The 18,793-nt window shown below is 67.0% G+C and carries 20 protein-coding genes and 2 pseudogenes; 16 read left to right on the top strand and 6 right to left on the bottom strand.

The window, feature by feature from the left end; translation table 11 throughout:
- The 5 genes and pseudogenes from OD750_RS09030 to OD750_RS09010 form a co-directional block, all read left to right on the top strand.
- Positions 1-414 (top strand): hypothetical protein, encoded by a 414-nt coding sequence (locus OD750_RS09030; protein WP_263544978.1) that lies wholly within the window; start codon positions 1-3, stop codon positions 412-414.
- Between the two features lie 141 nt (positions 415-555).
- Positions 556-1,485 carry an MBL fold metallo-hydrolase gene (locus OD750_RS09025; RefSeq protein ID WP_263544979.1) on the top strand — a complete coding sequence of 310 codons (930 nt, stop codon included), beginning with the start codon at positions 556-558 and terminating at the stop codon, positions 1,483-1,485.
- Positions 1,476-2,153 carry a DsbA family protein gene (locus OD750_RS09020; protein ID WP_263544980.1) on the top strand — a complete coding sequence of 226 codons (678 nt, stop codon included), beginning with the start codon at positions 1,476-1,478 and terminating at the stop codon, positions 2,151-2,153. Before OD750_RS09025 ends, OD750_RS09020 begins: the two co-directional genes overlap by 10 nt.
- Positions 2,154-2,232: 79 nt before the next feature.
- On the top strand, positions 2,233-2,553 hold the full coding sequence (locus OD750_RS09015; RefSeq protein WP_263544981.1) for a gamma-glutamylcyclotransferase family protein: 321 nt from the start codon (positions 2,233-2,235) through the stop codon (positions 2,551-2,553).
- 67 nt (positions 2,554-2,620) lie between these two features.
- A pseudogene (locus OD750_RS09010) lies at positions 2,621-2,796 on the top strand (transposase); the annotation flags it as partial.
- A gap of 141 nt (positions 2,797-2,937) precedes the next feature.
- On the opposite strand, the gene OD750_RS09005 reads toward OD750_RS09010, so the two are convergent.
- The gene (locus OD750_RS09005) at positions 2,938-4,065 is read right to left on the bottom strand and encodes an FIST N-terminal domain-containing protein (RefSeq protein ID WP_263544982.1); all 1,128 of its coding nucleotides are present in this window, start codon (positions 4,063-4,065) and stop codon (positions 2,938-2,940) included.
- Between the two features lie 401 nt (positions 4,066-4,466).
- Here OD750_RS09005 and OD750_RS09000 point away from each other — a divergent pair, with 401 nt between their 5' ends.
- Together OD750_RS09000 and OD750_RS08995 are read left to right on the top strand one after the other, a co-directional pair.
- A complete protein-coding gene (locus OD750_RS09000; protein WP_263544983.1) occupies positions 4,467-4,682 on the top strand; it encodes a hypothetical protein in 216 nt (71 codons plus the stop codon).
- A 120-nt stretch (positions 4,683-4,802) separates the two neighbouring features.
- On the top strand, positions 4,803-5,135 hold the full coding sequence (locus OD750_RS08995; protein ID WP_263544984.1) for a gamma-glutamylcyclotransferase family protein: 333 nt from the start codon (positions 4,803-4,805) through the stop codon (positions 5,133-5,135).
- Positions 5,136-5,219: 84 nt separating this feature from the next.
- Here the strand turns inward: OD750_RS08995 and OD750_RS08990 are convergent, their stop codons facing one another.
- Complete coding sequence (locus tag OD750_RS08990; RefSeq protein ID WP_263544985.1) at positions 5,220-6,047, bottom strand: carbonic anhydrase family protein; 828 nt, start codon at positions 6,045-6,047, stop codon at positions 5,220-5,222.
- Positions 6,048-6,378: 331 nt separating this feature from the next.
- Here OD750_RS08990 and OD750_RS08985 point away from each other — a divergent pair, with 331 nt between their 5' ends.
- Both OD750_RS08985 and OD750_RS08980 read left to right on the top strand, forming a co-directional pair.
- Positions 6,379-6,831, top strand: a complete 453-nt coding sequence (locus OD750_RS08985) for a hypothetical protein (RefSeq protein WP_263544986.1) — start codon at positions 6,379-6,381, stop codon at positions 6,829-6,831.
- Positions 6,832-6,974: 143 nt separating this feature from the next.
- On the top strand, positions 6,975-8,039 hold the full coding sequence (locus tag OD750_RS08980) for a DUF5694 domain-containing protein (RefSeq protein WP_263544987.1): 1,065 nt from the start codon (positions 6,975-6,977) through the stop codon (positions 8,037-8,039).
- A gap of 473 nt (positions 8,040-8,512) precedes the next feature.
- On the opposite strand, the gene OD750_RS08975 is transcribed toward OD750_RS08980, so the two are convergent.
- A complete protein-coding gene (locus OD750_RS08975) occupies positions 8,513-8,728 on the bottom strand; it encodes a type I toxin-antitoxin system SymE family toxin (RefSeq protein ID WP_263544988.1) in 216 nt (71 codons plus the stop codon).
- Positions 8,729-9,181: 453 nt separating this feature from the next.
- On the opposite strand from OD750_RS08975, the gene OD750_RS08970 reads away from it, so the two are divergent.
- From OD750_RS08970 to OD750_RS08950, 5 genes and pseudogenes are all read left to right on the top strand, one after another.
- Complete coding sequence (locus OD750_RS08970) at positions 9,182-9,670, top strand: CC0125/CC1285 family lipoprotein (protein WP_263544989.1); 489 nt, start codon at positions 9,182-9,184, stop codon at positions 9,668-9,670.
- A 483-nt stretch (positions 9,671-10,153) separates the two neighbouring features.
- Positions 10,154-11,434 carry a sugar MFS transporter gene (locus tag OD750_RS08965; protein ID WP_263544990.1) on the top strand — a complete coding sequence of 427 codons (1,281 nt, stop codon included), beginning with the start codon at positions 10,154-10,156 and terminating at the stop codon, positions 11,432-11,434.
- Positions 11,431-12,369, top strand: a pseudogene (locus OD750_RS08960) (carbohydrate kinase family protein); the annotation flags it as partial. The gene OD750_RS08965 and the pseudogene OD750_RS08960, both read left to right, overlap by 4 nt.
- A 6-nt stretch (positions 12,370-12,375) precedes the next feature.
- Positions 12,376-13,578 (top strand): AGE family epimerase/isomerase, encoded by a 1,203-nt coding sequence (locus tag OD750_RS08955; RefSeq protein ID WP_263545068.1) that lies wholly within the window; start codon positions 12,376-12,378, stop codon positions 13,576-13,578.
- A 16-nt stretch (positions 13,579-13,594) separates the two neighbouring features.
- The gene (locus OD750_RS08950) at positions 13,595-14,977 is read left to right on the top strand and encodes a glycoside hydrolase family 47 protein (RefSeq protein WP_263544991.1); all 1,383 of its coding nucleotides are present in this window, start codon (positions 13,595-13,597) and stop codon (positions 14,975-14,977) included.
- Here OD750_RS08950 and OD750_RS08945 read toward each other — a convergent pair.
- The gene (locus OD750_RS08945) at positions 14,974-15,333 is read right to left on the bottom strand and encodes a hypothetical protein (protein ID WP_263544992.1); all 360 of its coding nucleotides are present in this window, start codon (positions 15,331-15,333) and stop codon (positions 14,974-14,976) included. The genes OD750_RS08950 and OD750_RS08945 overlap by 4 nt on opposite strands.
- A gap of 237 nt (positions 15,334-15,570) precedes the next feature.
- On the opposite strand from OD750_RS08945, the gene OD750_RS08940 reads away from it, so the two are divergent.
- Positions 15,571-16,308, top strand: a complete 738-nt coding sequence (locus OD750_RS08940) for a hypothetical protein (RefSeq protein WP_263544993.1) — start codon at positions 15,571-15,573, stop codon at positions 16,306-16,308.
- Here OD750_RS08940 and OD750_RS08935 read toward each other — a convergent pair.
- Complete coding sequence (locus tag OD750_RS08935) at positions 16,288-17,448, bottom strand: MFS transporter (RefSeq protein ID WP_263544994.1); 1,161 nt, start codon at positions 17,446-17,448, stop codon at positions 16,288-16,290. The two genes, OD750_RS08940 and OD750_RS08935, sit on opposite strands and share 21 nt — an antisense overlap.
- A 59-nt stretch (positions 17,449-17,507) precedes the next feature.
- Here OD750_RS08935 and OD750_RS08930 point away from each other — a divergent pair, with 59 nt between their 5' ends.
- Positions 17,508-18,119, top strand: a complete 612-nt coding sequence (locus tag OD750_RS08930) for a helix-turn-helix transcriptional regulator (RefSeq protein ID WP_263544995.1) — start codon at positions 17,508-17,510, stop codon at positions 18,117-18,119.
- Here the strand turns inward: OD750_RS08930 and OD750_RS08925 are convergent.
- Positions 18,081-18,779 carry an HAD family hydrolase gene (locus tag OD750_RS08925; RefSeq protein ID WP_263544996.1) on the bottom strand — a complete coding sequence of 233 codons (699 nt, stop codon included), beginning with the start codon at positions 18,777-18,779 and terminating at the stop codon, positions 18,081-18,083. The genes OD750_RS08930 and OD750_RS08925 overlap by 39 nt on opposite strands.
- Positions 18,780-18,793: the final 14 nt, after the last annotated feature.

Here is an 18,793-nt window from a genome sequence, read left to right as displayed (position 1 = left end):
ATGCGCACGGTCCGCTACAAGCGTCACGAATACCACTGGCCCTACCCGCAGCGCCGCAACGCGTCGCTGATCGTTCTGGTCTACGACATCCCTTATTTCGGCGCCTGCGGCATCTTTCCGCCGTTGCACGTCTGCAACCAGTGCTTTTCGAGCGGCGGCGGCGATGGCGGCATGAGTCCGGGCGCGAGCTGGGAGCCGTTCGAAATTTCGGCCGACGAATACGCTGAACTTGTCGAAGCGGTTCGCACACTCGATCCGAGCACACTCGCGGACCAGGCGAGATACGCGAGAGACAAGTTCGCGTTCGACAGCACGTTCGACGACATCGCGGATCAGTTCGACTGGATGGAAGCCGTCTGCGACAAGCATCGCGAAGCGTTCCATCGCCAGTTGTTCGGGCCTCGAAGCGACTGACGAAGCTTCGGACAACGCACCCGAAGTCACCTCGGCGCATTGTCCCGAAACCCATAACAGTCTTTCGGCCCGCACACCGTTTTTCGCGCGTCGGTATTGGCCTATCGTGGCGGCCGTGCATCCGCCATCGGGGATACCGTCATGAAAACGCACGCTTCGGGCATCGTCTGCGCCCTCGCCGCCATCGCCCTCGCCGCCTGCACGCCGCAGGCGCCCTCGCCCGCGAGTCCCGCGTCGCCGCCCGCGGCTGCGGCGCCCGTTCGCCAGGCGCTCAGGACCGACGTCTACAACCCCGGCGCGAGCGGCATCTTCCAGGTGGCCTCGACGCTCGTCACCGGCGCGAACGACGCGGTGCTCGTCGACGCGCAGTTCTCCACCGTCGACGCGCAGAAGCTGGTCGAGCGGATCAAGACCTCGGGCAAGCGCCTTACCGCGATCCACGTCAGCCACGGCGATCCCGACTACTACTTCGGCCTCGTCGCGCTGACGGCGGCCTTCCCCGACGCGAAGGTGCTCGCGACGCCGCAGACCGTCGAACACATCCGCGCCACCTCGGCCGCGAAACTCGCGTTCTGGGGACCGAAGCTCGGCGCGGGCGCGCCCGACCGCATCGTGATTCCCGAACCGCTGCAGGGCGATCGCATCGATCTCGAAGGCAACGCGCTGCAGATCGTCGGACTCGACGGCCCGACGCCCGATCGCACGGTCGTGTGGATCGCGTCGACGAAGACGGTGCTCGGCGGCATTCCCGTCGTCGCGGGCGAACACGTGTGGATGGCCGACACGCAGACGCCGCAGTCGCACGCCGACTGGCTCGCGATGCTCGATCGCATCGCCGCGCTCAAACCCGACACCGTGATTCCGGGCCACTTCAAGCCGGGCGCGCCGCAAGGTCTCGACGCGGTGCGCTTCACCGGCGACTACATCCGCGCGTTCGACGAAGAAACCGCGAAGGCCGCGAACGCCGATGCGCTGATCGCCGCGATGAAGCAGCGCTATCCCGATCTCGACGGCGTCTCGTCGCTCGAACTGAGCGCGAAGGTCGCCAAGGGCGAAATGCAGTGGCCGTAGTCGCGTCGTCCGCCGTGCTGCACTACGTCTACGATCCGCTGTGCGGCTGGTGCTATGCCGCCGCGCCGCTGGTAGAAGCCGCTCACGCGATAGCGAACCTCGCGATCGAACTGCACGGCGGCGGTCTCATGAGCGGCGCGAACCGCCGACGCATCGACGCGCGATGGCGCGACTACGTCATGCCGCACGATCGCCGCATCGCCGAAATCACCGGCCAGCCGTTCGGCGACGCGTACTTCGACGGCCTGCTGCGCGACACGTCGACGGTGCTCGATTCGACGCCGCCGATCGCGGCGATCGTGACCGCCACGACGCTCGCGGGCCGCGGACACGACCTGTTGCGACGCATACAGCGCGCGCATTTCGTCGAAGGCCGGCGCGTCGCCGACACGGCGGTGCTGCAGTCGCTCGCCGAAGATATCGGACTGGACGCGAACGACTTCGCCGACACGTTCCGACAGGTTTCCGGCGATGACGTCGACCGGCACATCGTCGAAAGCCGCGCATTGCTCGCCGAGGTCGGCGGTCGCGGCTTTCCGACGTTCGCGCTGCGCCGCGGCGCGGGCTGGCAGGTGCTCGACGTCGGGCCGCATCTCGGCCAACCGTCGCGCTGGACGGCCTATCTGATCGAACAGATCGGCATATCCGCGCAACACGCGACACGGTAACCTGCGCGGATCGGTCGCCGCCGCGCGCGCTGTCGCACGGTTCGCGGCGTGCGTCGAAACCCACCGTCGGAAACCATCGATGACCGAGCGTCTTTTCGTCTATGGAACGCTCGCGCCCGGAAAGCCGAACGCGCACGTGCTCGCCGACGTGCCGGGACGCTGGGAACCGGCGACGGTCACCGGCACGCTGCATGCCGAGGGCTGGGGCGCGGCGCAGGGCTATCCCGGCATCGTGCTCGACGACGACGGCGACATCGTCCCGGGTCTCGTCTTCTCGTCGGACGAACTCGCGAACCACTGGGCGCGCCTCGACGCGTTCGAAGGCGACGGGTACGAGCGCGTGATCGCGAAGGCGCGGCTGGCGACGGTCGCGTCGTCGAGGCCTTCATTTATCGGTTGAGCGGGCGCTAGGGATGGTCTGAACAAGCCTCGCGCCGCAGTGCAATAGTCCCATTCTGCAATCGCCAGTGAGCTTCTCCGACGCTGAGTACGCGGGCAAGCGCAAGAAGACGCGTCGGGAGATTTTTCTGGCGGAGATGGATCAGGTGTTGCCGTGGGATCGGTTGCCGGGGGGATCGAGCCCCACTACCCCAAGCAGGGCAATGGTCGGCCGCCGTACGCACTGAAGACGATGCTGCGGATTCTGAAGTTGAAGATGTCGAGCGGTCTGTAGCGCAATGCTCGAAAAAATTTAGCCGGGCCGCCGTCTAGTGCGAGGGCGAGAAGGTCATGTACGCCGTTGTCCCTACGAATTGGCATCGCCGCTCCCGAAACCGAACCGCGATCAGGTCGGGCGGGCAAGCGCGATCCCGCACAATGTCTGGTTGACGTGCTGGCTGTTGAATTGCTCGCCGTACGTTGAAAATCCGACGACCCGGTGAGAGGCGAATATCGACCCCACACTTTCAAGCAGTCCCGCGTTCTCAAGGTCGAGCCGGCGCAGCACACAGTCGAATGCAAGGATGACGGCGGGCTCGCCCACGCATCTGACCACATCGTCGAACGCTCGCTCCACGGTAGCAATCGGATCCGTTGTTTCGGCCAAAGTAACAATGGTACCTACCCCAACCGCGCTGAGGCAGGTCAGTGATCCGTCATGGTTCGCCTTGCTTACGGACCGCACGTAGTAGTCCTCGCCGAAGCGAATCATCATCGGGTGCCTTGCGAACACGTTCGCGTCTAGTGCTCCCGGAGAGACGCCTGCAGCGTTCGCGTAGGCCTCGGTCGCCGGTACACCGTTGAGCGTATGGATCGTTCGCTCCCTGGAATTGGTGCCGGTCACGACAAGCTTTACGGTGGTCGGCCGGAAATGCTGTAGCTTGAACGGGACGAAGGGCACCGTTGTTTCACAGTCGACATAGACGGCTGCGTCGCTCAGGAATTGACCATCGTGAAATACGAACGTCCGGTCGAACGCGAGGTCGTCGCCGGCGGAACCGCCAACGATTGGAATCGCGCCGACCGCCTGATAGAGAGCAGCGGTGAGGCGCTCTTCACACATCGACAGACCATCGCACAACAGCAGCCCGAAACGCCGTCGTCGTGGCATGCTTGAGATTTCGCGAGTGCCAATGCGCTGCGCGATCTGTTTCGCCTTGTCTTGGCAGTCAGCAAGCGGATGAATCAGATACGGGGTTGCACGAAGAACGCCGCCAAAAAATGCAACGGCGCAAATGCCATGTCGCACGAAGCCGCCCGGCCCGATCTGTCCCGCCGTAGTGCAGCCGACAGTCGGGCAGTCGAACGCCTCGGTCAGTGCATCGCCAAGCGCTTCGAGATCGTAGCCCACGGACGTAAAAAACAGCACGAAGTCGGGAGCCCGCGAGCCCCATTGCAAGACGATGTCCGCGACGGCGTCGCGAGGTATAGACGCGGTGCTGGCCGCCAACAGGGAAAAGTCCGGCGTGTTCATAAAAAACCTCGTGGCTAGCTTCGAGTATCGGCCGCCGCTCGACGATTCTTGAGCGCAACCGGCGAATTCGCGACGCTGCGGAGGTCAAGAATTTTCGGAGGATCCAGGAAGGTTCGCAGTCAGCGACGGTGCGCTTTGCCTCCCGGAGTCTCCTTTGCCGGCATTCGTCGACGCACGCAAGAGTGGCCGAAGGTCGCGTCCGTCGGGAGTTTTCAAGTCTCGGGGCTGGATCGTGGGCCTTACTATCTGTGCTGGCGACGTCGACAAGGACCGACCGAACGCGCCGGCGCTCCCGGCCCCGGAACGTAACAAATTGTGGAAATGGCGCTGCGACGCGCAGCGCGCCGCCGCCACGGGATGCCGCTTGCCCCCTCAGTGGTAATTCCGCAGGGGGATCTTCCATGTTTCAGCGCCACGTGCTCGCTTCGATGCTCGACCAGCTCCGCGACGCCATCGCGACGCGCGACGCCAACGCCGTCGGCCTGCTGCGCGACACGTCGACGGTGCTCGATTCGACGCCGCCGATCGCGGCGATCGTGTGCGCCGCGGCGCGGGCTGGCAGGTGCTCGACGTCGGGCCGCATCTCGGCCAACCGTCGCGCTGGACGGCCTATCTGATCGAACAGATCGGCATATCCGCGCAACACGCGACGCGGTAACCTGCGCGGATCAGTCGCCGCCGCGCGCGCTGTCGCAAGGTTCGCGGCGTGCGTAGAAACCCACCGTCGGAAGCCATCGATGACCGAACGTCTTTTCGTCTACGGAACGCTCGCGCCCGGAAAGCCGAACGCGCACGTGCTCGCCGACGTGCCGGGACGCTGGGAACCGGCGACGGTCACCGGCACGCTGCATGCCGAGGGCTGGGGCGCGGCGCAGGGCTATCCCGGCATCGTGCTCGACGACGACGGCGACATCGTCCCGGGTCTCGTCTTCTCGTCGGACGAACTCGCGAACCACTGGGCGCGCCTCGACGCGTTCGAAGGCGACGGGTACGAGCGCGTGATCGCGAAGGCGCGGCTGGCGGACGGTGATGTCGTCGACGCGTTTATCTATCGGTTGAGCGGACGGTAGCGATCGCGCCAAAAGCCCGCATCGCTCAACCACAGAAACGCCGAACCCGTCGGCGTCTCTGCGGAAGACGCGAGACCCTATCCCTCAAGGCCGCGGCGATTTCGGCGTAACGAGGTACACCGTCGGCGGCGGCGTCGTGTACTGCCGGAGCGTGCGCACGTTGGTCCGCGATACACCCGCTGCCTGCAATGCCGTCATCAGGTCGCTGATGCTCGTGTCGTTCGTCCGTATCGGATCTCTCAGCACGAACCACCGGATGCCCGGCGTGCACGGCGGCGTCGTCAGCGATCCCATGTAGTGGAAGAACGGCAGCTGCGTGAACCGGCGCAGTATCCGGCCGACGTCGACCGCCCTGGGCGCGGAGGTCTGCACACCGAGCGAAGCGGTCGCCTCCGCGAGCGTCGTGTCGACCCCGCCGCCCAGTTCCCACTGCGCCGCGAAGACCGCGACGTTCTTGTCCGCGTCCACCGCCTTGATGTGCATTTCCAGCCTCGCGTCTCCGGACGCGAGGTGCTCGCGCGCATTGTGGAAGTGGAAACCGATCGGCGTATAGGTGACGCCGCCCGATTTTCCGCCGACGCCCGGATTGAACGTCACCGACGGACCCGGGTTCGGCGTGAACACGACGTTGCGCTCGAAAGGATCGAGCGTCGCCTGCGTGACGACGTACGAATCGTTCCACGGTGTCGGTGCGAAGTTGATCAGATCGATCGGCGACTGCTGCGACGACGTATCGCGGCATTGCGCCGGCCAGCGGTCGCTTTCGGGATAGTTCCAGCTCGGCTCCGACGCACCGGCGTATTCGCCGGACGCGTAGGGCTCGGCCGCATGGCCGCCTCCCTCGCGCGGCGCGTGCGCGCAACCGGAAACGGCGCAAAGCAGTACGACGACCAGCACGGATTTGAACACCATGGGGCACCTCATCGAGAGACTTGCCGCTGCGCGCCGGGATGCGTCGACGAGGCGTCGACGGAACCCGGCTCCGGGCGTTCACGGGCATCGAACGGCGAGCGTGCCGACGCGTCGCCGCGACGAATCGCGGCGGTCACGGCCGCCCCTTTCGGCGTGACGCTGATTTTTACACTAACAGCACTTTTTACCAGCGGCAAGCGGAATGATAGGCGCTCGCGCGTTGTTCCGCTGCGCGCTTCGTGGTGAGGTTTTCGCGGCGCAAACCGGCTGTCCACGCGGACACGCGCGGGTTCGGCTAAGCTCGCGCGATCTTCTCGCGCAAGGCTCCGACATGAAGGCGCTCTACCTTTCCCTGCTGCTCGCGCTGCCGGTATCGCCCGCTCCGTCGTTCGCGCAAACCGCCGCCGTCGTGCGCGACATCGGCAAGACCGATGCGCTGCGCAAGCGGCTGCTCGACGCGCTGCGCACGCCGATCGAGAAGGATCTGGGCCAGGAGGTGCAGTTCGTCGTGCGCACGCTGCGCGTACAAGGCGACTGGGCGTTCGTCGTCGCGCAGCCGCAAAAGCGCACCGGCGCGGCTATCGACTACGCGAAGACGCGCTACGCCGAAGCGATCGCCGAGGGCCTGTTCGACGGCGGCACCGTGTTCGCGCTGCTCAAGGGCGAGCGCGGACAATGGAAGACCACCGCTTTCGTCATCGGCCCGACCGACGTCGCGTACGCCGCATGGCCCGACGAATACGGCGCCCCGGCGGCGCTGTTCGGGCTGCCCGCGGGCGACTGAGCCGAAAGGGTACCTGCGCGCCGATGCAACCCTGCACGGCGGTTCGTGCATCTACGCCCGCGGATTCGACGACCGCGACCCGTGCCGACAACAGGCCTCGCGCGCGCGTCGGCTCGCCCACGCAACACGTCTTCGGAGCGGATATGCACAAACGGTACGCGGCACTCGGCCTCACCCTCGCGGTTTTCTCGATCGGCGCCTCGGCGCGGCAGCCCCTGCCCGCGCTCGACCGCGAGGTCGCCGGCGATCGCACGCAGATACTCGTCCTCGGCTCGGTCCATCTGTCCGGCATGCCGAAAAGTTTCAAACGCGAATCGATCGAACCGGTGCTCGACAAGCTGGCCGCGTTCAAGCCGCAGATCGTGACGATCGAAAGCCTGCCCGGCGAGCAGTGCGACCACGTCGCGCGGCATCCGGCGATCTATCTGCCCGAAGACCTCGAGCCGTACTGCCGCAGCACCGCCGAAGCGAAAGCCGCGACGGGCCTCGATGTGCCGGCGGCGACGGCGAAAGCGTACACGACGCTCAAGACCTGGCCGGCCGATCCGACGCCGGCGCAGCGCCGCGAACTGGCCTCGGTATTCCTCGCGGGCGGCGAAGCGGCGTCCGCGCTCGTGCAGTGGCTGCGCCTGCCGCCGGCCGAACGCAAGGCCGGCGACGGCCTCGACGCGACGCTCGTCGCGCAGCTCGAAAAATTCGCCGCGTCGAACAACGAAAGCTTCGCGATCGGTGCTGTGTTGGCCGCGCGCCTGGGTCTCGAACGCGTCTACGCCGTCGACGACCACACCGGCGACGCCGCGCAGTTCGCCGACGCGAAAGCCTACGGCGATGCGGTCATGAAGGCATGGGAAGCGGGCGCCGGGCCGGCGAAAGCGATGCGCGAACGCGACGAGGCGCTGCGCAACGGCAGCGACATGCTCGCGCTGTACCGCTACATCAACCAGCCGGAAAACCAGCGCATCGCGATCGAAGCCGACTTCGGCGCCGCGCAGCGCGACCCGTCGCCGCAGCGCTACGGGCGGCAGTATGTCGGCGGCTGGGAAGCGCGCAACCTGCGCATGGTCGCGAGCATCCGCGTGGCGTTCCGCGACAGGCCCGGCGCGCGCGTGCTGTCTATCGTCGGCAGCTCGCACAAGCCGTGGTTCGACGGGCTGCTCGGGCAGATGCAGGGCGTCGATATCGTGGATGTGCAGAAGATTTTGAAGTGAGGCGTGCCGGTGCGAATCGTGCCGGCAGCGCGTCGACGCTGCCGAAACGCCGGTTTTCGAGGCGTTTCGGCGCCAAAACGACGCGTTGAGTATCCACCAGTCATCGTCGAGTGATTTTTACTGACCCCCGGGTAACGCACTACCCGACCGTGAGTGCGGCGCAGTCGCGCGTGAGTACGCGTCAGTGACGCGAGACTGATCGCCACTCGACGCCGGGCAAAAATCACTCGCCGGCCGGTACCGCGGATATGGCGGTCGAGTGACGATCACTCACGCGAGACTGCGCGGCACTCACGCGTGAGTGATCACGGGTCGGCGGTCTCTGATTTTTGCGCAACGATGAGTGATGGCCACCCGACGCGGGTCTCCGCCCGCGCGGCAGACCGAAATACGGCGGCGTTCGGGACGTTGCGTGCGAAAAACGGGGGCTGACGCAAAGCAGCCCCGCGAACGGGGCTGCCGGGACGGTGGCGCTAGACGCGCGTGATGACGAGCTTGCCGGGCGTGGCGACGACGTCGAGTGCGTCGGCGGGCGAAAAGCCGGCGGTGGCGAGCCAGTGGCCGCAGAGGCGGATATAGGGAACGGGGCCGGATTCGCGGTAACGCGTGGCGGTGGCCGGGTAGATCGTCGTGCCGACGTGCAGACGCTTCCGGATGGGGTTTCGTGCGGTAGGCTTGGGCTTGGCCATGATCCACTTCCTTATAAGTGGGTTTTGGTTAGCGAACGGCGTGGTGACAGCCGCGCCGTTCGCGCTTACCCAAGCGGCCGATCGATGTCGCGCTTTCAGCCTTTCGCTTTTCAGCTTTCGGCGATTGGTCGCTGTGGGCGACCTTTCAGAGCCCCGCGCGCAGGCCGGTCAAGGATTCGGTTTTATCGAACTTGCGCAGTCCTTGACCGGCCGAGCACGGGGCTATGCTGGGACGACCGCAGCGAACAGTTGTATTGCCCGACACGCCGCGAGCTTTTCACCGATTGTCGAAAATTTGCATCGTTGTTTCTTTGTCTCCCCTTAACGAGACCGAGCATTCGCGCGCAAGTGGCGCTTCAAGCGACGGACGCAACTGCCGCGTTGCTGAGGACTGGAGCTGAGAGGTTCGTAGCCATAACATCAGGCTTAGGGGCATGGACTTGGAGGGGGACCATGAACAGTAAACTTGCCGGTATTCTTAGTTTCGTTACGCTGCTGTCAGCATGTGCAACTACCTACCAACGAACCGGTTTCTCCGGCGGCTTCTCGGAAACGCAGCTCGCACCGGACGTCTTCAGGGTTTCCTTCTCGGGTAACGGATTCACCACACCGGAACGCGTTCAGGATTTTGCAATGCTTCGGGCCGCGGAACTTTGTAGTGGCGTCGGCCACCCGTATTTCGCGGTCGTCGACTCTGTTGACCAGTCGGTTACGCAGAACGTCACTATGCCCGGCATGGCGCAAACGACGGGGCAAGTTAACGTAGTCGGGAACACAGCGGTCTATAGCGGAACTACGACTTACAGCCCCGTACAGACTTACTCGTTCTACAAGCCCGGGGTCGGGATGATGGTCCGCTGCCTTCGCGAGCAGATCGAAGGCAGTATGACCTTCGACGCACAGTTCCTAAGCACGACCATTCGAGCAAAATATGGTCTGTGAGAATCGTGGGATGACTGTTTCGACAGTCGCGTCGCGACTGGCGCCACGACTGGCTGCTCAATCCATATGTCACCGGTGATCAACTAACGCGGCGCACAACATCGTCATTCCAGCGCAAGCTCACTGCTGTCCGGGATAAATGTGCATAGTGCCGGCGAGTGTATTTTTTCTGTCAGAACAACGAAGACCTCGGCGTCGCCCCCTCTCCCAACCCTCTCCCCCAAGCAAGCTTGGAGGAGAGGGCTCGAGCGCCGCGACGCCTGAATCCTCGGCTCCTTCTCCCCCAACAGCGTTGGGGGAGAAGGTTGGGATGAGGGGGCGACGCACATGATCTCGTCGAGGTTTTGGTTTTCGTCGCTACCGTGATACGGCGAGGATCGCCGGCGATTGCTGCACCGCGCCATGCATTCATACTCACGTCTATGGCCAAATTAGATCGATCCAGCCCGCATCGCACCTAGCGTCCTACACCCCGGAGCCCCCATGCCCCAGCACCACCGCTCGGCCCTCGTCGTCGTCACGGTGATGTTCTTCCTGTGGGGCTTCATCACGGAGCTCAACGACGTCCTGATTCCGCATCTCAAGGACGTGTTCACGCTCACGTACTGGCAGGCGATGCTGATCCAGTCGTGCTTCTTCGGCGCCTATCTCGTGATGTCGATCCCCGCCGGCCGCGTGATCGCGCGCGTCGGCTATACGCACGGCATCGTACTCGGCCTCGTCGTCGCCGGGTGCGGCGCCCTCGCCTTTCTGCCCGCCGCCGCGTTTCATTCGTATCCGCTGTTTCTCGGCGCGCTGTTCGTGCTCGCCACCGGCATCGTGCTGCTGCAGGTGTCGGCCAATCCCTACGTCAGCCTGCTCGGCGCACCCGAGCGCGCCGCGAGCCGCCTGAGCTTCGCGCAGGCCGTCAATTCGCTCGGTCATACGCTCGGCCCCTACGTCGGCGGCCTCTTGATCCTCGGCGGCACGGTGCTCGGCGCCGACGCGCTCGCGCGCCTCTCGCCCGACGAACTCGCCGCGTACCGGCAGACGCAGGCGAACAGCGTGCAGCTGCCTTACGTCGGCCTCGCCGTCGCGCTGTTCGCGCTCGCAGTCGTCGTGAAACTGTTTCGCCTGCCGCCGATCGTCGAGGCGACCGAACAGGCCGCCGACCATCGCACCGGCTTCGCCGAGGTGTGGCGCCATCGCCGCCTGCGCTACGGCGTCGTCGCGATCTTTCTCTATGTCGGCGCCGAGGTGACGATCGGCAGCTTTCTCGGCAACTACCTCGCGCGACCGGACATCGGCGCGGTCGCGCCGGCCGACGTCGGCGGCTATATCTCGATGTACTGGGGCGGCGCGATGATCGGCCGCTTCGTCGGCGCGGCGCTCTTGCTGTCGGCCGATCCGCGGCGGCTCGTCGTGATCTACGCGGCCATCGCGATGGCGCTGCTCGCGACGACGATCGCCGCGAGCGGTTCGATCGCGATGTGGAGCGTGCTCGCGGTAGGCCTCGTCAACTCGATTCTGTTTCCGACGATCTTCACGCTCGCGATCGAAGGCCTCGGTCCGCTGACGCAGCGCGCGTCGAGCCTGCTCGTGACCGCGATCTTCGGCGGCGCGGCGATTCCGTTCGTGCAGGGCGCCGTCGTCGATGCACTCAAAGCATCGCTCGGCGACGAGACCGCTGCGCTGCAATATGCCTTCCTGATTCCTCTTCTGTGCTACGCGTACGTCGCGTGGTACGCCGCGCGCGGCTCGCGCGCTCAGTTGGACCGTTCATGACGAAAATCGTGTGTTTCGGCGAGGCCCTGATCGACTTCCTCGCACAGCCGCCCGCCTCGCCCGACGCGCCGCGCGCGTTCCTGCAATATGCCGGAGGCGCGCCCGCCAACGTCGCCGTCGCGTGCGCGCGGCTCGGCGCCGACGCGCGGTTCGTCGGCATGGTCGGCGCCGATCTGTTCGGCGATTTCCTCGTGGAAAGTCTCGACGCGGCCGGCGTCGGCACGCGCGGCGTCGTGCGCACGAGCGCGGCGAAAACCGCGCTCGCGTTCGTCGCGCTCGACGCCGACGGCGAACGCAGCTTCAGCTTCTACCGCCCGCCCGCGGCCGACCTGTTGTTTCGCGCCGAACACTTCGCGGCCGACGCGTTCGACGGCGCGTTCGCGCTGCACCTGTGTTCGAACAGCCTGACCGAAGAAGCCATCGCCGCGACGACGCTCGACGCCGCGCGGCGCGCGCGCGAAGCCGGCGCGCACGTCTGCGTCGATCTGAACCTGCGCCCCGCGCTGTGGCCGATCGATCTCGATCCGCGCGCGCGGCTGTGGCGGCTGCTCGACGAGGCCGACATCGTGAAGCTCACGCGCGCCGAACTCGACTTTCTCGCGCCGGGCGACGCGCCGGCCGTGCTCGCGCGCCTGTTCGCCGCGCGCGCGCAACTCGTCGCGATCACCGACGGCGCCGCGCCGGTCGAATGGCATACGCGCACGCAACGCGGCACGATCGACAGCTACGCCGTGCGCGCGATCGACACGACCGGCGCCGGCGACGCGTTCGTCGCGGGCATGCTGTGCCGCCTCGCGCGGCACGCGGCGATCGACGATCCGCGCGCGATTGACGACGCGCTGCGCCACGGCGCGGCGGCCGGCGCGCTCGCGGTCACGCGTCATGGCGCGTTCGCGGCGATGCCGGCACTCGCCGAGGTCGAAACCCTGATCGAGAACGCGATGACCGCGACGCCGCCCGCCCCCGACTTCCGTTCGCCCGACGCGCTGCGCGCGCACATCGCGCACACGATGGCGTTCTACCACCCGCGCTGCATCGATCCGCAGGGCGGCTTCTTCCACTATTTCCGCGACGACGGTTCGGTCTACGACGCGTCGCACCGCCACCTCGTCAGCAGCACGCGCTTCGTCTTCAACTACGCGACCGCGTATCGCGAATTCGGCGAGCCGGACTATCTCGACGCCGTGCGCCACGGGCTGCGCTATCTGCGCGACGCGCACCGCAACGCCGATACCGGCGGCTACGCGTGGACGCTGCGCGACGGCAAGGTCGAGGACGATACGAACCACTGCTACGGCGTCGCGTTCGTGCTGCTCGCGTATTCGCACGCGCTGCAGGCCGGCGTCGACGACGCGCGCGCGTGGATCGACGAAACGTGGGACCTGCTCGAGGCGCGCTACTGGGACGCGGCGTTCGGCCTGTACCGCGACGAGGCCGACCGCGACTGGCATTTCTCCGCATACCGCGGACAAAATGCCAATATGCACCTGTGCGAGGCCATGCTCGCGGCCTTCGACGCGACCGGCGAGCGCCGCTGGCTCGACCGCGCGCTGACGCTCGCGCAGAACATGACGCGGCGCCAGGCCGACAAGGCCGGCGGCCTCGTCTGGGAGCACTACGACATCGACTGGAACGTCGACTGGAACTATCACCTCGACGATCCGAAGCATCTGTTCCGGCCGTGGGGTTTCCAGCCGGGCCATCAGACCGAGTGGGCGAAGCTGCTGCTGATCCTCGATCGCCACGTCGACGCCGACTGGCTCGTGCCGAAGGCGCGGCAGCTGTTCGACGTCGCCGTGCAGCGCTCGTGGGATGCGTCGCGCGGCGGACTGTACTACGGCTTCGCCCCCGACGGCCGCATGTGCGACGACGACAAGTATTTCTGGGTGCAGGCCGAATCGCTCGCGGCGGCGGCGCTCCTGGCCGCGCGCACCGGCGACGCCGCGTACTGGCAGTGGTACGAGCGCCTGTGGGCGTATTCGTGGACGCATTTCGTCGACCACCGCCACGGCGCGTGGTACCGCATCCTCGACGCCGACAACCGCCGGTACTCGGACGAGAAGAGCCCCGCCGGCAAGACCGACTACCACACGATGGGCGCGTGCTACGAAGTCATGCACGTGCTGCGCTCGCACCGCTCGTAAGCCCTCGGAGGCTCGCATGTTCGCCCGACGCATCCTCACGCTCGCCGTCGTCGCGCTCGCCGTTGCCGGCTGCGCGAGCGCTCCCGCGACGAAATCGTCGTCCGCGATGACCGAACGCGAGGCGAGCGCGCTCGCCGATCGCGTGAAGACCGAAACGCGGCATGCGTGGCAAGGCTACGTGAAGTACGCGTGGGGCCACGATGCGTTGAAGCCGCTGACGCGCGCGCCGCACGACTGGTACGGACCGTCGCTGCTGATGACGCCGGTCGACGCGCTCGACACGCTGCTGATGATGGGCCTCACCGACGAGGCGAAAGCCGCGCAGGAGCTCATCGTCGCGAAGCTGTCGTTCGATCACGACGTCGACGTGCAGGTGTTCGAGGTGACGATCCGTCTGCTCGGCGGCCTGATCACCGGCTACCAGATGACGCGCGATGCGCGGCTGCTCGCGCTCGCCGACGATCTCGGCCGGCGCCTGATGCCGGCCTTCAAGTCGAAGACCGGCCTGCCTTACCGCTACGTGAACCTGAAGACCGGCGCGGTGCGCGACGGCGTCAGCAATCCGGCCGAAACCGGCACGCTGCTGCTCGAATTCGGCATGCTCGCGAAACTCACCGGCAAGGCCGACTACTACGACGCGGCCAAGCGCGCACTCGTGGAAACGTATAACCAGCGCTCGCCGATCGGACTCGTCGGCTCGCAGATCGACGTGGAAACCGGCGCGTGGACGAACCCGAGCGCACACATCGGCGGCGGCATCGATTCGTACTACGAATATCTGTACAAATGCTGGCGCTTGTTCGGCGACGCCGACTGCAAGCGGATGTGGGACGACAGCATCGGCCCGGTCAACCGCTATCTCGCCGACGAAGTGCGCGGCGGCGAACTGTGGTACGGCCGCGCCGACATGAACACCGGGCAGCGCACGGTCACGCGCTACGGCGCGCTCGATGCGTTCATGCCGGCGCTGCTCGCATTGAGCGGCGACGTCGACCGCGCGGCGCGGCTGCAGGCGTCGGGGCTCGCGATGTGGCGCGCGCACGGCATCGAGCCCGACGCGTACGACTACGCGGCGCAGAAGGTGCTGCGGCCGACGTATCCGCTGCGGCCCGAGATCGTCGAGTCGGCGTATTACCTGCACCGCCTCACCGGCCGGCCGGAATATCGCGCGATGGGCAAGGAGATGTTCGAGGACTTCGTGCGCTGGTGCCGCACCGACGACGGTTACGCGGCGCTCAAGGACGTGACGACGAAGGAACGCGACGACGCGATGGAGAGCTTCGTGTTCGCCGAGACGTTCAAGTATTTCTGGCTGCTGTTCGCGCCGCGCGACGCGTTCGACTTCGACGCGGCGACGTTCAACACCGAGGCGCATCCGTTGCGGTTGCCGGCGCGCTAACGCCCGTGCGTCGCGGGCAGGCACCCCGCCGCCGCGAGCGTTCGCCAATCGGCCGTCAACGGCCGCCACACGCCGTCCTCGCCGAGCAGCAGCGTGCGGCTGAGCCGCCGCCGCGCCTCCGGCGTGAGCGGTCGCACGCCGCCGCGCGCGTCGCCGCACGCGGCCGGCGCGTCGAGCCCCTGCGCCCGCCGCCACGCGTGATAATCCTCGGCCTTGTCGGCCGTCAGTTCGATGCGGAGCGCGACACCGCCGCTCTGCGCCGTCGATGCGATCGGCATCACGCCGAACGACAGCGCGAGCAGACAATGCCATCGGCCCGCACCGATGGACTGCTGCTTCCGGGCACCCGCTTTCATGCCCTGCACCTCTACTGCAAGCGGCCCGCAAAGTGCGCGGGCCGGTGTTGCCCCTTGCCGTCGATGCTAGGCGCCGCTTTTTTGTCCCGCTAGTGGACAGATATACAACCTGTAAGATGAAACAGGTGACAAAACGCAAAAACCGCGACCGCGAACACCGAAGAGCCCGGCGCTTTTCTTCGCCGCGACAGCGGGTTACCTTGCGCCGGCGCGGGGATCTCTTCCAAGGTGAAATTTATGTCACTTACACGTCTGGTCGTGCGCGCGATCGCGTGCGACGGAAAGTTTCTCGGCCCCGACGCGGGCGGTGCGTGGATCACCGTGCGCGATCCGGCCACCGGCGTCGTCTACGCCGACCAGCTCGTCACCGGCACGAGTTCCGGCCCCGCCGATCTCATGACCGTCTCGCAGCCGCGCACCACGCCGGTCGCGCCCGACGCCGACACGCCCGCGCTCGACATCACGATCGACCTCGCCCAGCCCACCCTGCTCGAAATCAGCGCCGAAGGGCCGTGGAAACTGCAGCCACAGGGCATCGGCATGAATCGCGTGGTCATGACGCAGACGGTGCTGCCCGGCGTCGGTCTCGTCGGCGAGGTGCTGCCGGGCGGCATCGCGACCGGCTTCCAGATCCAGATTCCCGGCCTCGCGGTGACGCTCGACGCGCCGATCGGCAAGAGCGGCCTGAGCGTCGACATCGGCGCGTACGTGTCGATGATGTGCGGCTGCAAGATCTCGACGTCGCCGCCGTGGCCCGACAGCGATTTCGTCGTGACCGCCGACGTGTTTCACGGCGACGCGCTGATCGCGTCGGTGCCGATGCAGCTGACGTCGACGCCGAGCCAGTATTCGGCCACTTATCTGCCGCCGCAGATTCCGCGCGGCAGCCTGTACACGGTGCGTGTGCGCGCGTCGCAGAAAAGTTTTCCGAACTCGGGCGTCAGCAACGTCGTGTCATTCGTCGCGGGCTGGTAGCGGGCGTATCGCCGCGAGCATCAGTACGAGGCACGCGGCCGACAGTATCGCGCCGCACCACGCGGCGGCCGGCCACCCGCCGCGCGCGACGCACCACGCCATCAGCGGCGGCCCGAGCAGCGAGCCCGACGCGCCGAATTGCGTGATGAGGCCGTTCGCCGCGGGTATCGCCGTCGGCGAACCGGCCGCGTGCGGCAGCAGCGAGAACGCGATCGCCGGCAGCACGCCGGAGATCGCGTTCAGCGCGACGGCGACCGCCGCGACCGTGCCGAGCTGCGGCAGCTGGCGGAATACGAAGAACAGCAGTACGGCCGGCACGATCACGCAGACGGCGATCGGCCAGCGCAAGCCCGCGCGGCGATGCGCGAGCCACGCGGCGAGGGCGCTGCCGGCGACCGTGGCGAACGAGGCCAGGCCCGTGAGCAATCCCGCCGTGCGCGGCGTCGCGCCGGCCTCGTCGACGAGAAACGTCGGCAGCAGCGCGAGCAGGCCGACCTCGAACAACGCATAGCAGCCGAAGCCGACCGCGAGCTGCCACGCGCGCAGGCCCGCGCCGCGACGCCCCTCGCCGCCGAACGAGGCGCCGGCGCCGCGGACGGTCGTGAGCCACGTGACGACGAACGCGACGGCCGCGATGGCTGCGCTCGCGACGATCGCGCCTCGCCACGACGACGCTTCGGCGAGCGTACCGGCGCCGATCGCGCCGGCCGCGACGCCGGCCGGCACGAAGCTCGACCACAGCGACAGTGCCGGACCGCGCTGTGCATCGGTCGCGGTTTCGATGATGAGCAGCGGCGCGGCCGTGACGACGCCGAGATAGCCGAGCCCTTCGAGCGCGCGCCACGCGTACATCGACGTCGCACCACCGGCGAGCGACTCGCCGATGCCGGCGATCGCGATGAGCCCGATGCCGGCGAGCAGCGTCGGCTGCAGGCCGGCGCGGCGGCCGAGGCTCGCCGCGACGCGGCCGAGCGTCGCGCCGCCGATTTCCAGCAGCGAGATCACGAACGCCGCGGCCGTCAGCGACATGGCGAGTTCCACGCGCGCCAGCGGCATCAGCGCCGCCATCTTGCCGAGCTGCGCGGCGGCGATCACGCCGAGCGCGTAGTACCACACGATGCGATATCCGCGGTTTTGCATGCGAACTCCGGTTAAGATGCGCGCGCCCGCGGCCCGTGCCGCCCGGCGAGAGAAACCCGATGAACACTTCCGTCATTGCCTGCCGCGACGCCGCGCAACTCGCGCGCTCGCTGCGCATCTGGCGCATGCTCCGGCGCATCAAGCAGCACCATGCCGGCGAACTGCTCGGCGTATCGCAGGCGACGATCTCGCGCTGGGAGAACGGCAACCTCGCGCCGACGCCCGACGAGCAGACCGCGATCCGCGAACTGCTGCACGCGCGCCTCGACAGCGCGGCCGACCGCGAGCTGGCGCGCATGGTCGACGAGTCGACGCGCGCGGTGCATCTCGTGTGCGACCTCACCCACCGCCTGCTCGCGCTGTCGGCACAGCGCGAACGCCAGTGCAGCATTCCGCGCAACGATCTGATCGGCCGCTCGCTGTGGCGCTATGCGAGCCCCGAAATCGTCGCGGCGGAAAGCACGCTCGCCGACGTCGGCTGGTTCGAAGCGGCGCCGCCGGCCGTGGAGATCCGCACCGGCGCCAATACGTCGACCGAGGTGCGGATACTCAAGAGCCGCATGCGCTGGGTGCGCTTTCGCCTGTCCGACGGCAGCTACGCGCGGCTCGTCGAAACGATCGCGCTCGAGCCGTCAGCCGATCCGCCTGAGCAGGTCGGCGAGGCCGCCTAGCGCGTCGATCTGCACGAAGCGCGGCGCGTCCACCGGCGCGTCGACGTGCTCGTGCACCCACGTCAGCGCGTGCGGCACGTACACGCCCCAGCTGCCCGCGGCGATCGCCGGCACGATGTCGGATTTGAGCGAGTTGCCGACCATCATGCCGCGTTCGGGTCCGTCGCCGTGACGCGCGAAGATGCGCTCGTAGGTGCCGACGTTCTTGTCGCTGACGATCTCGATCGCGTCGAACATGTCGCCGAGGCCGGAAAGTGCAATTTTGCGCTCCTGGTCGAACAGGTCGCCCTTGGTCACGAGCAGCATGCGATACGAACCCTTCACGTGTTCGAGCGTTTCGCGCACCTGCGGCAGCATGTCGACCGGATGCGCGAGCATCTCGCGGCCGGCGTCGAGGATGTCGCGCAGCGCCTTCGTGCCGATCGCGCCGCCGCTGACGTCGATCGCGGTTTCGACCATCGACAGCATGAAGCCCTTGATGCCGTAGCCGTACAGCGCGAGGTTCTTCTTTTCGGCCTGCAGCAGATGATGCGAGATCGCGTCGGCGTCGCCGTAGTCGGCGAGCAGATCGGTGAAGCGCCGCTCGGTGATCCGGTAGAAGTGCTCGTTCTGCCAGAGCGTGTCGTCGGCGTCGAAGGCGATGGTGGTGAGGGTGGGCATGTGCGGTTTCCGAA

The sequence above is a fragment of the Tahibacter soli genome, assembly GCF_025717065.2.
GTDB classification, from domain to species: domain Bacteria; phylum Pseudomonadota; class Gammaproteobacteria; order Xanthomonadales; family Rhodanobacteraceae; genus Tahibacter; species Tahibacter soli.
This window is presented reverse-complemented; position numbering and strand designations above follow the sequence as displayed.

What these genes read in the sequence shown, in the direction of transcription:
- OD750_RS09030 (WP_263544978.1), top strand. Translation starts at nt 1, where the DNA reads ATGCGCACGGTCCGCTACAAGCGTCACGAATACCACTGGCCCTACCCG.
- OD750_RS09025 (WP_263544979.1), top strand. Translation starts at nt 556, where the DNA reads ATGAAAACGCACGCTTCGGGCATCGTCTGCGCCCTCGCCGCCATCGCC.
- OD750_RS09015 (WP_263544981.1), top strand. Translation starts at nt 2,233, where the DNA reads ATGACCGAGCGTCTTTTCGTCTATGGAACGCTCGCGCCCGGAAAGCCG.
- OD750_RS09005 (WP_263544982.1), bottom strand. Translation starts at nt 4,065, where the DNA reads ATGAACACGCCGGACTTTTCCCTGTTGGCGGCCAGCACCGCGTCTATA.
- OD750_RS09000 (WP_263544983.1), top strand. Translation starts at nt 4,467, where the DNA reads ATGTTTCAGCGCCACGTGCTCGCTTCGATGCTCGACCAGCTCCGCGAC.
- OD750_RS08995 (WP_263544984.1), top strand. Translation starts at nt 4,803, where the DNA reads ATGACCGAACGTCTTTTCGTCTACGGAACGCTCGCGCCCGGAAAGCCG.
- OD750_RS08990 (WP_263544985.1), bottom strand. Translation starts at nt 6,047, where the DNA reads ATGGTGTTCAAATCCGTGCTGGTCGTCGTACTGCTTTGCGCCGTTTCC.
- OD750_RS08985 (WP_263544986.1), top strand. Translation starts at nt 6,379, where the DNA reads ATGAAGGCGCTCTACCTTTCCCTGCTGCTCGCGCTGCCGGTATCGCCC.
- OD750_RS08980 (WP_263544987.1), top strand. Translation starts at nt 6,975, where the DNA reads ATGCACAAACGGTACGCGGCACTCGGCCTCACCCTCGCGGTTTTCTCG.
- OD750_RS08975 (WP_263544988.1), bottom strand. Translation starts at nt 8,728, where the DNA reads ATGGCCAAGCCCAAGCCTACCGCACGAAACCCCATCCGGAAGCGTCTG.
- OD750_RS08970 (WP_263544989.1), top strand. Translation starts at nt 9,182, where the DNA reads ATGAACAGTAAACTTGCCGGTATTCTTAGTTTCGTTACGCTGCTGTCA.
- OD750_RS08965 (WP_263544990.1), top strand. Translation starts at nt 10,154, where the DNA reads ATGCCCCAGCACCACCGCTCGGCCCTCGTCGTCGTCACGGTGATGTTC.
- OD750_RS08955 (WP_263545068.1), top strand. Translation starts at nt 12,376, where the DNA reads ATGACCGCGACGCCGCCCGCCCCCGACTTCCGTTCGCCCGACGCGCTG.
- OD750_RS08950 (WP_263544991.1), top strand. Translation starts at nt 13,595, where the DNA reads ATGTTCGCCCGACGCATCCTCACGCTCGCCGTCGTCGCGCTCGCCGTT.
- OD750_RS08945 (WP_263544992.1), bottom strand. Translation starts at nt 15,333, where the DNA reads ATGAAAGCGGGTGCCCGGAAGCAGCAGTCCATCGGTGCGGGCCGATGG.
- OD750_RS08940 (WP_263544993.1), top strand. Translation starts at nt 15,571, where the DNA reads ATGTCACTTACACGTCTGGTCGTGCGCGCGATCGCGTGCGACGGAAAG.
- OD750_RS08935 (WP_263544994.1), bottom strand. Translation starts at nt 17,448, where the DNA reads ATGCAAAACCGCGGATATCGCATCGTGTGGTACTACGCGCTCGGCGTG.
- OD750_RS08930 (WP_263544995.1), top strand. Translation starts at nt 17,508, where the DNA reads ATGAACACTTCCGTCATTGCCTGCCGCGACGCCGCGCAACTCGCGCGC.
- OD750_RS08925 (WP_263544996.1), bottom strand. Translation starts at nt 18,779, where the DNA reads ATGCCCACCCTCACCACCATCGCCTTCGACGCCGACGACACGCTCTGG.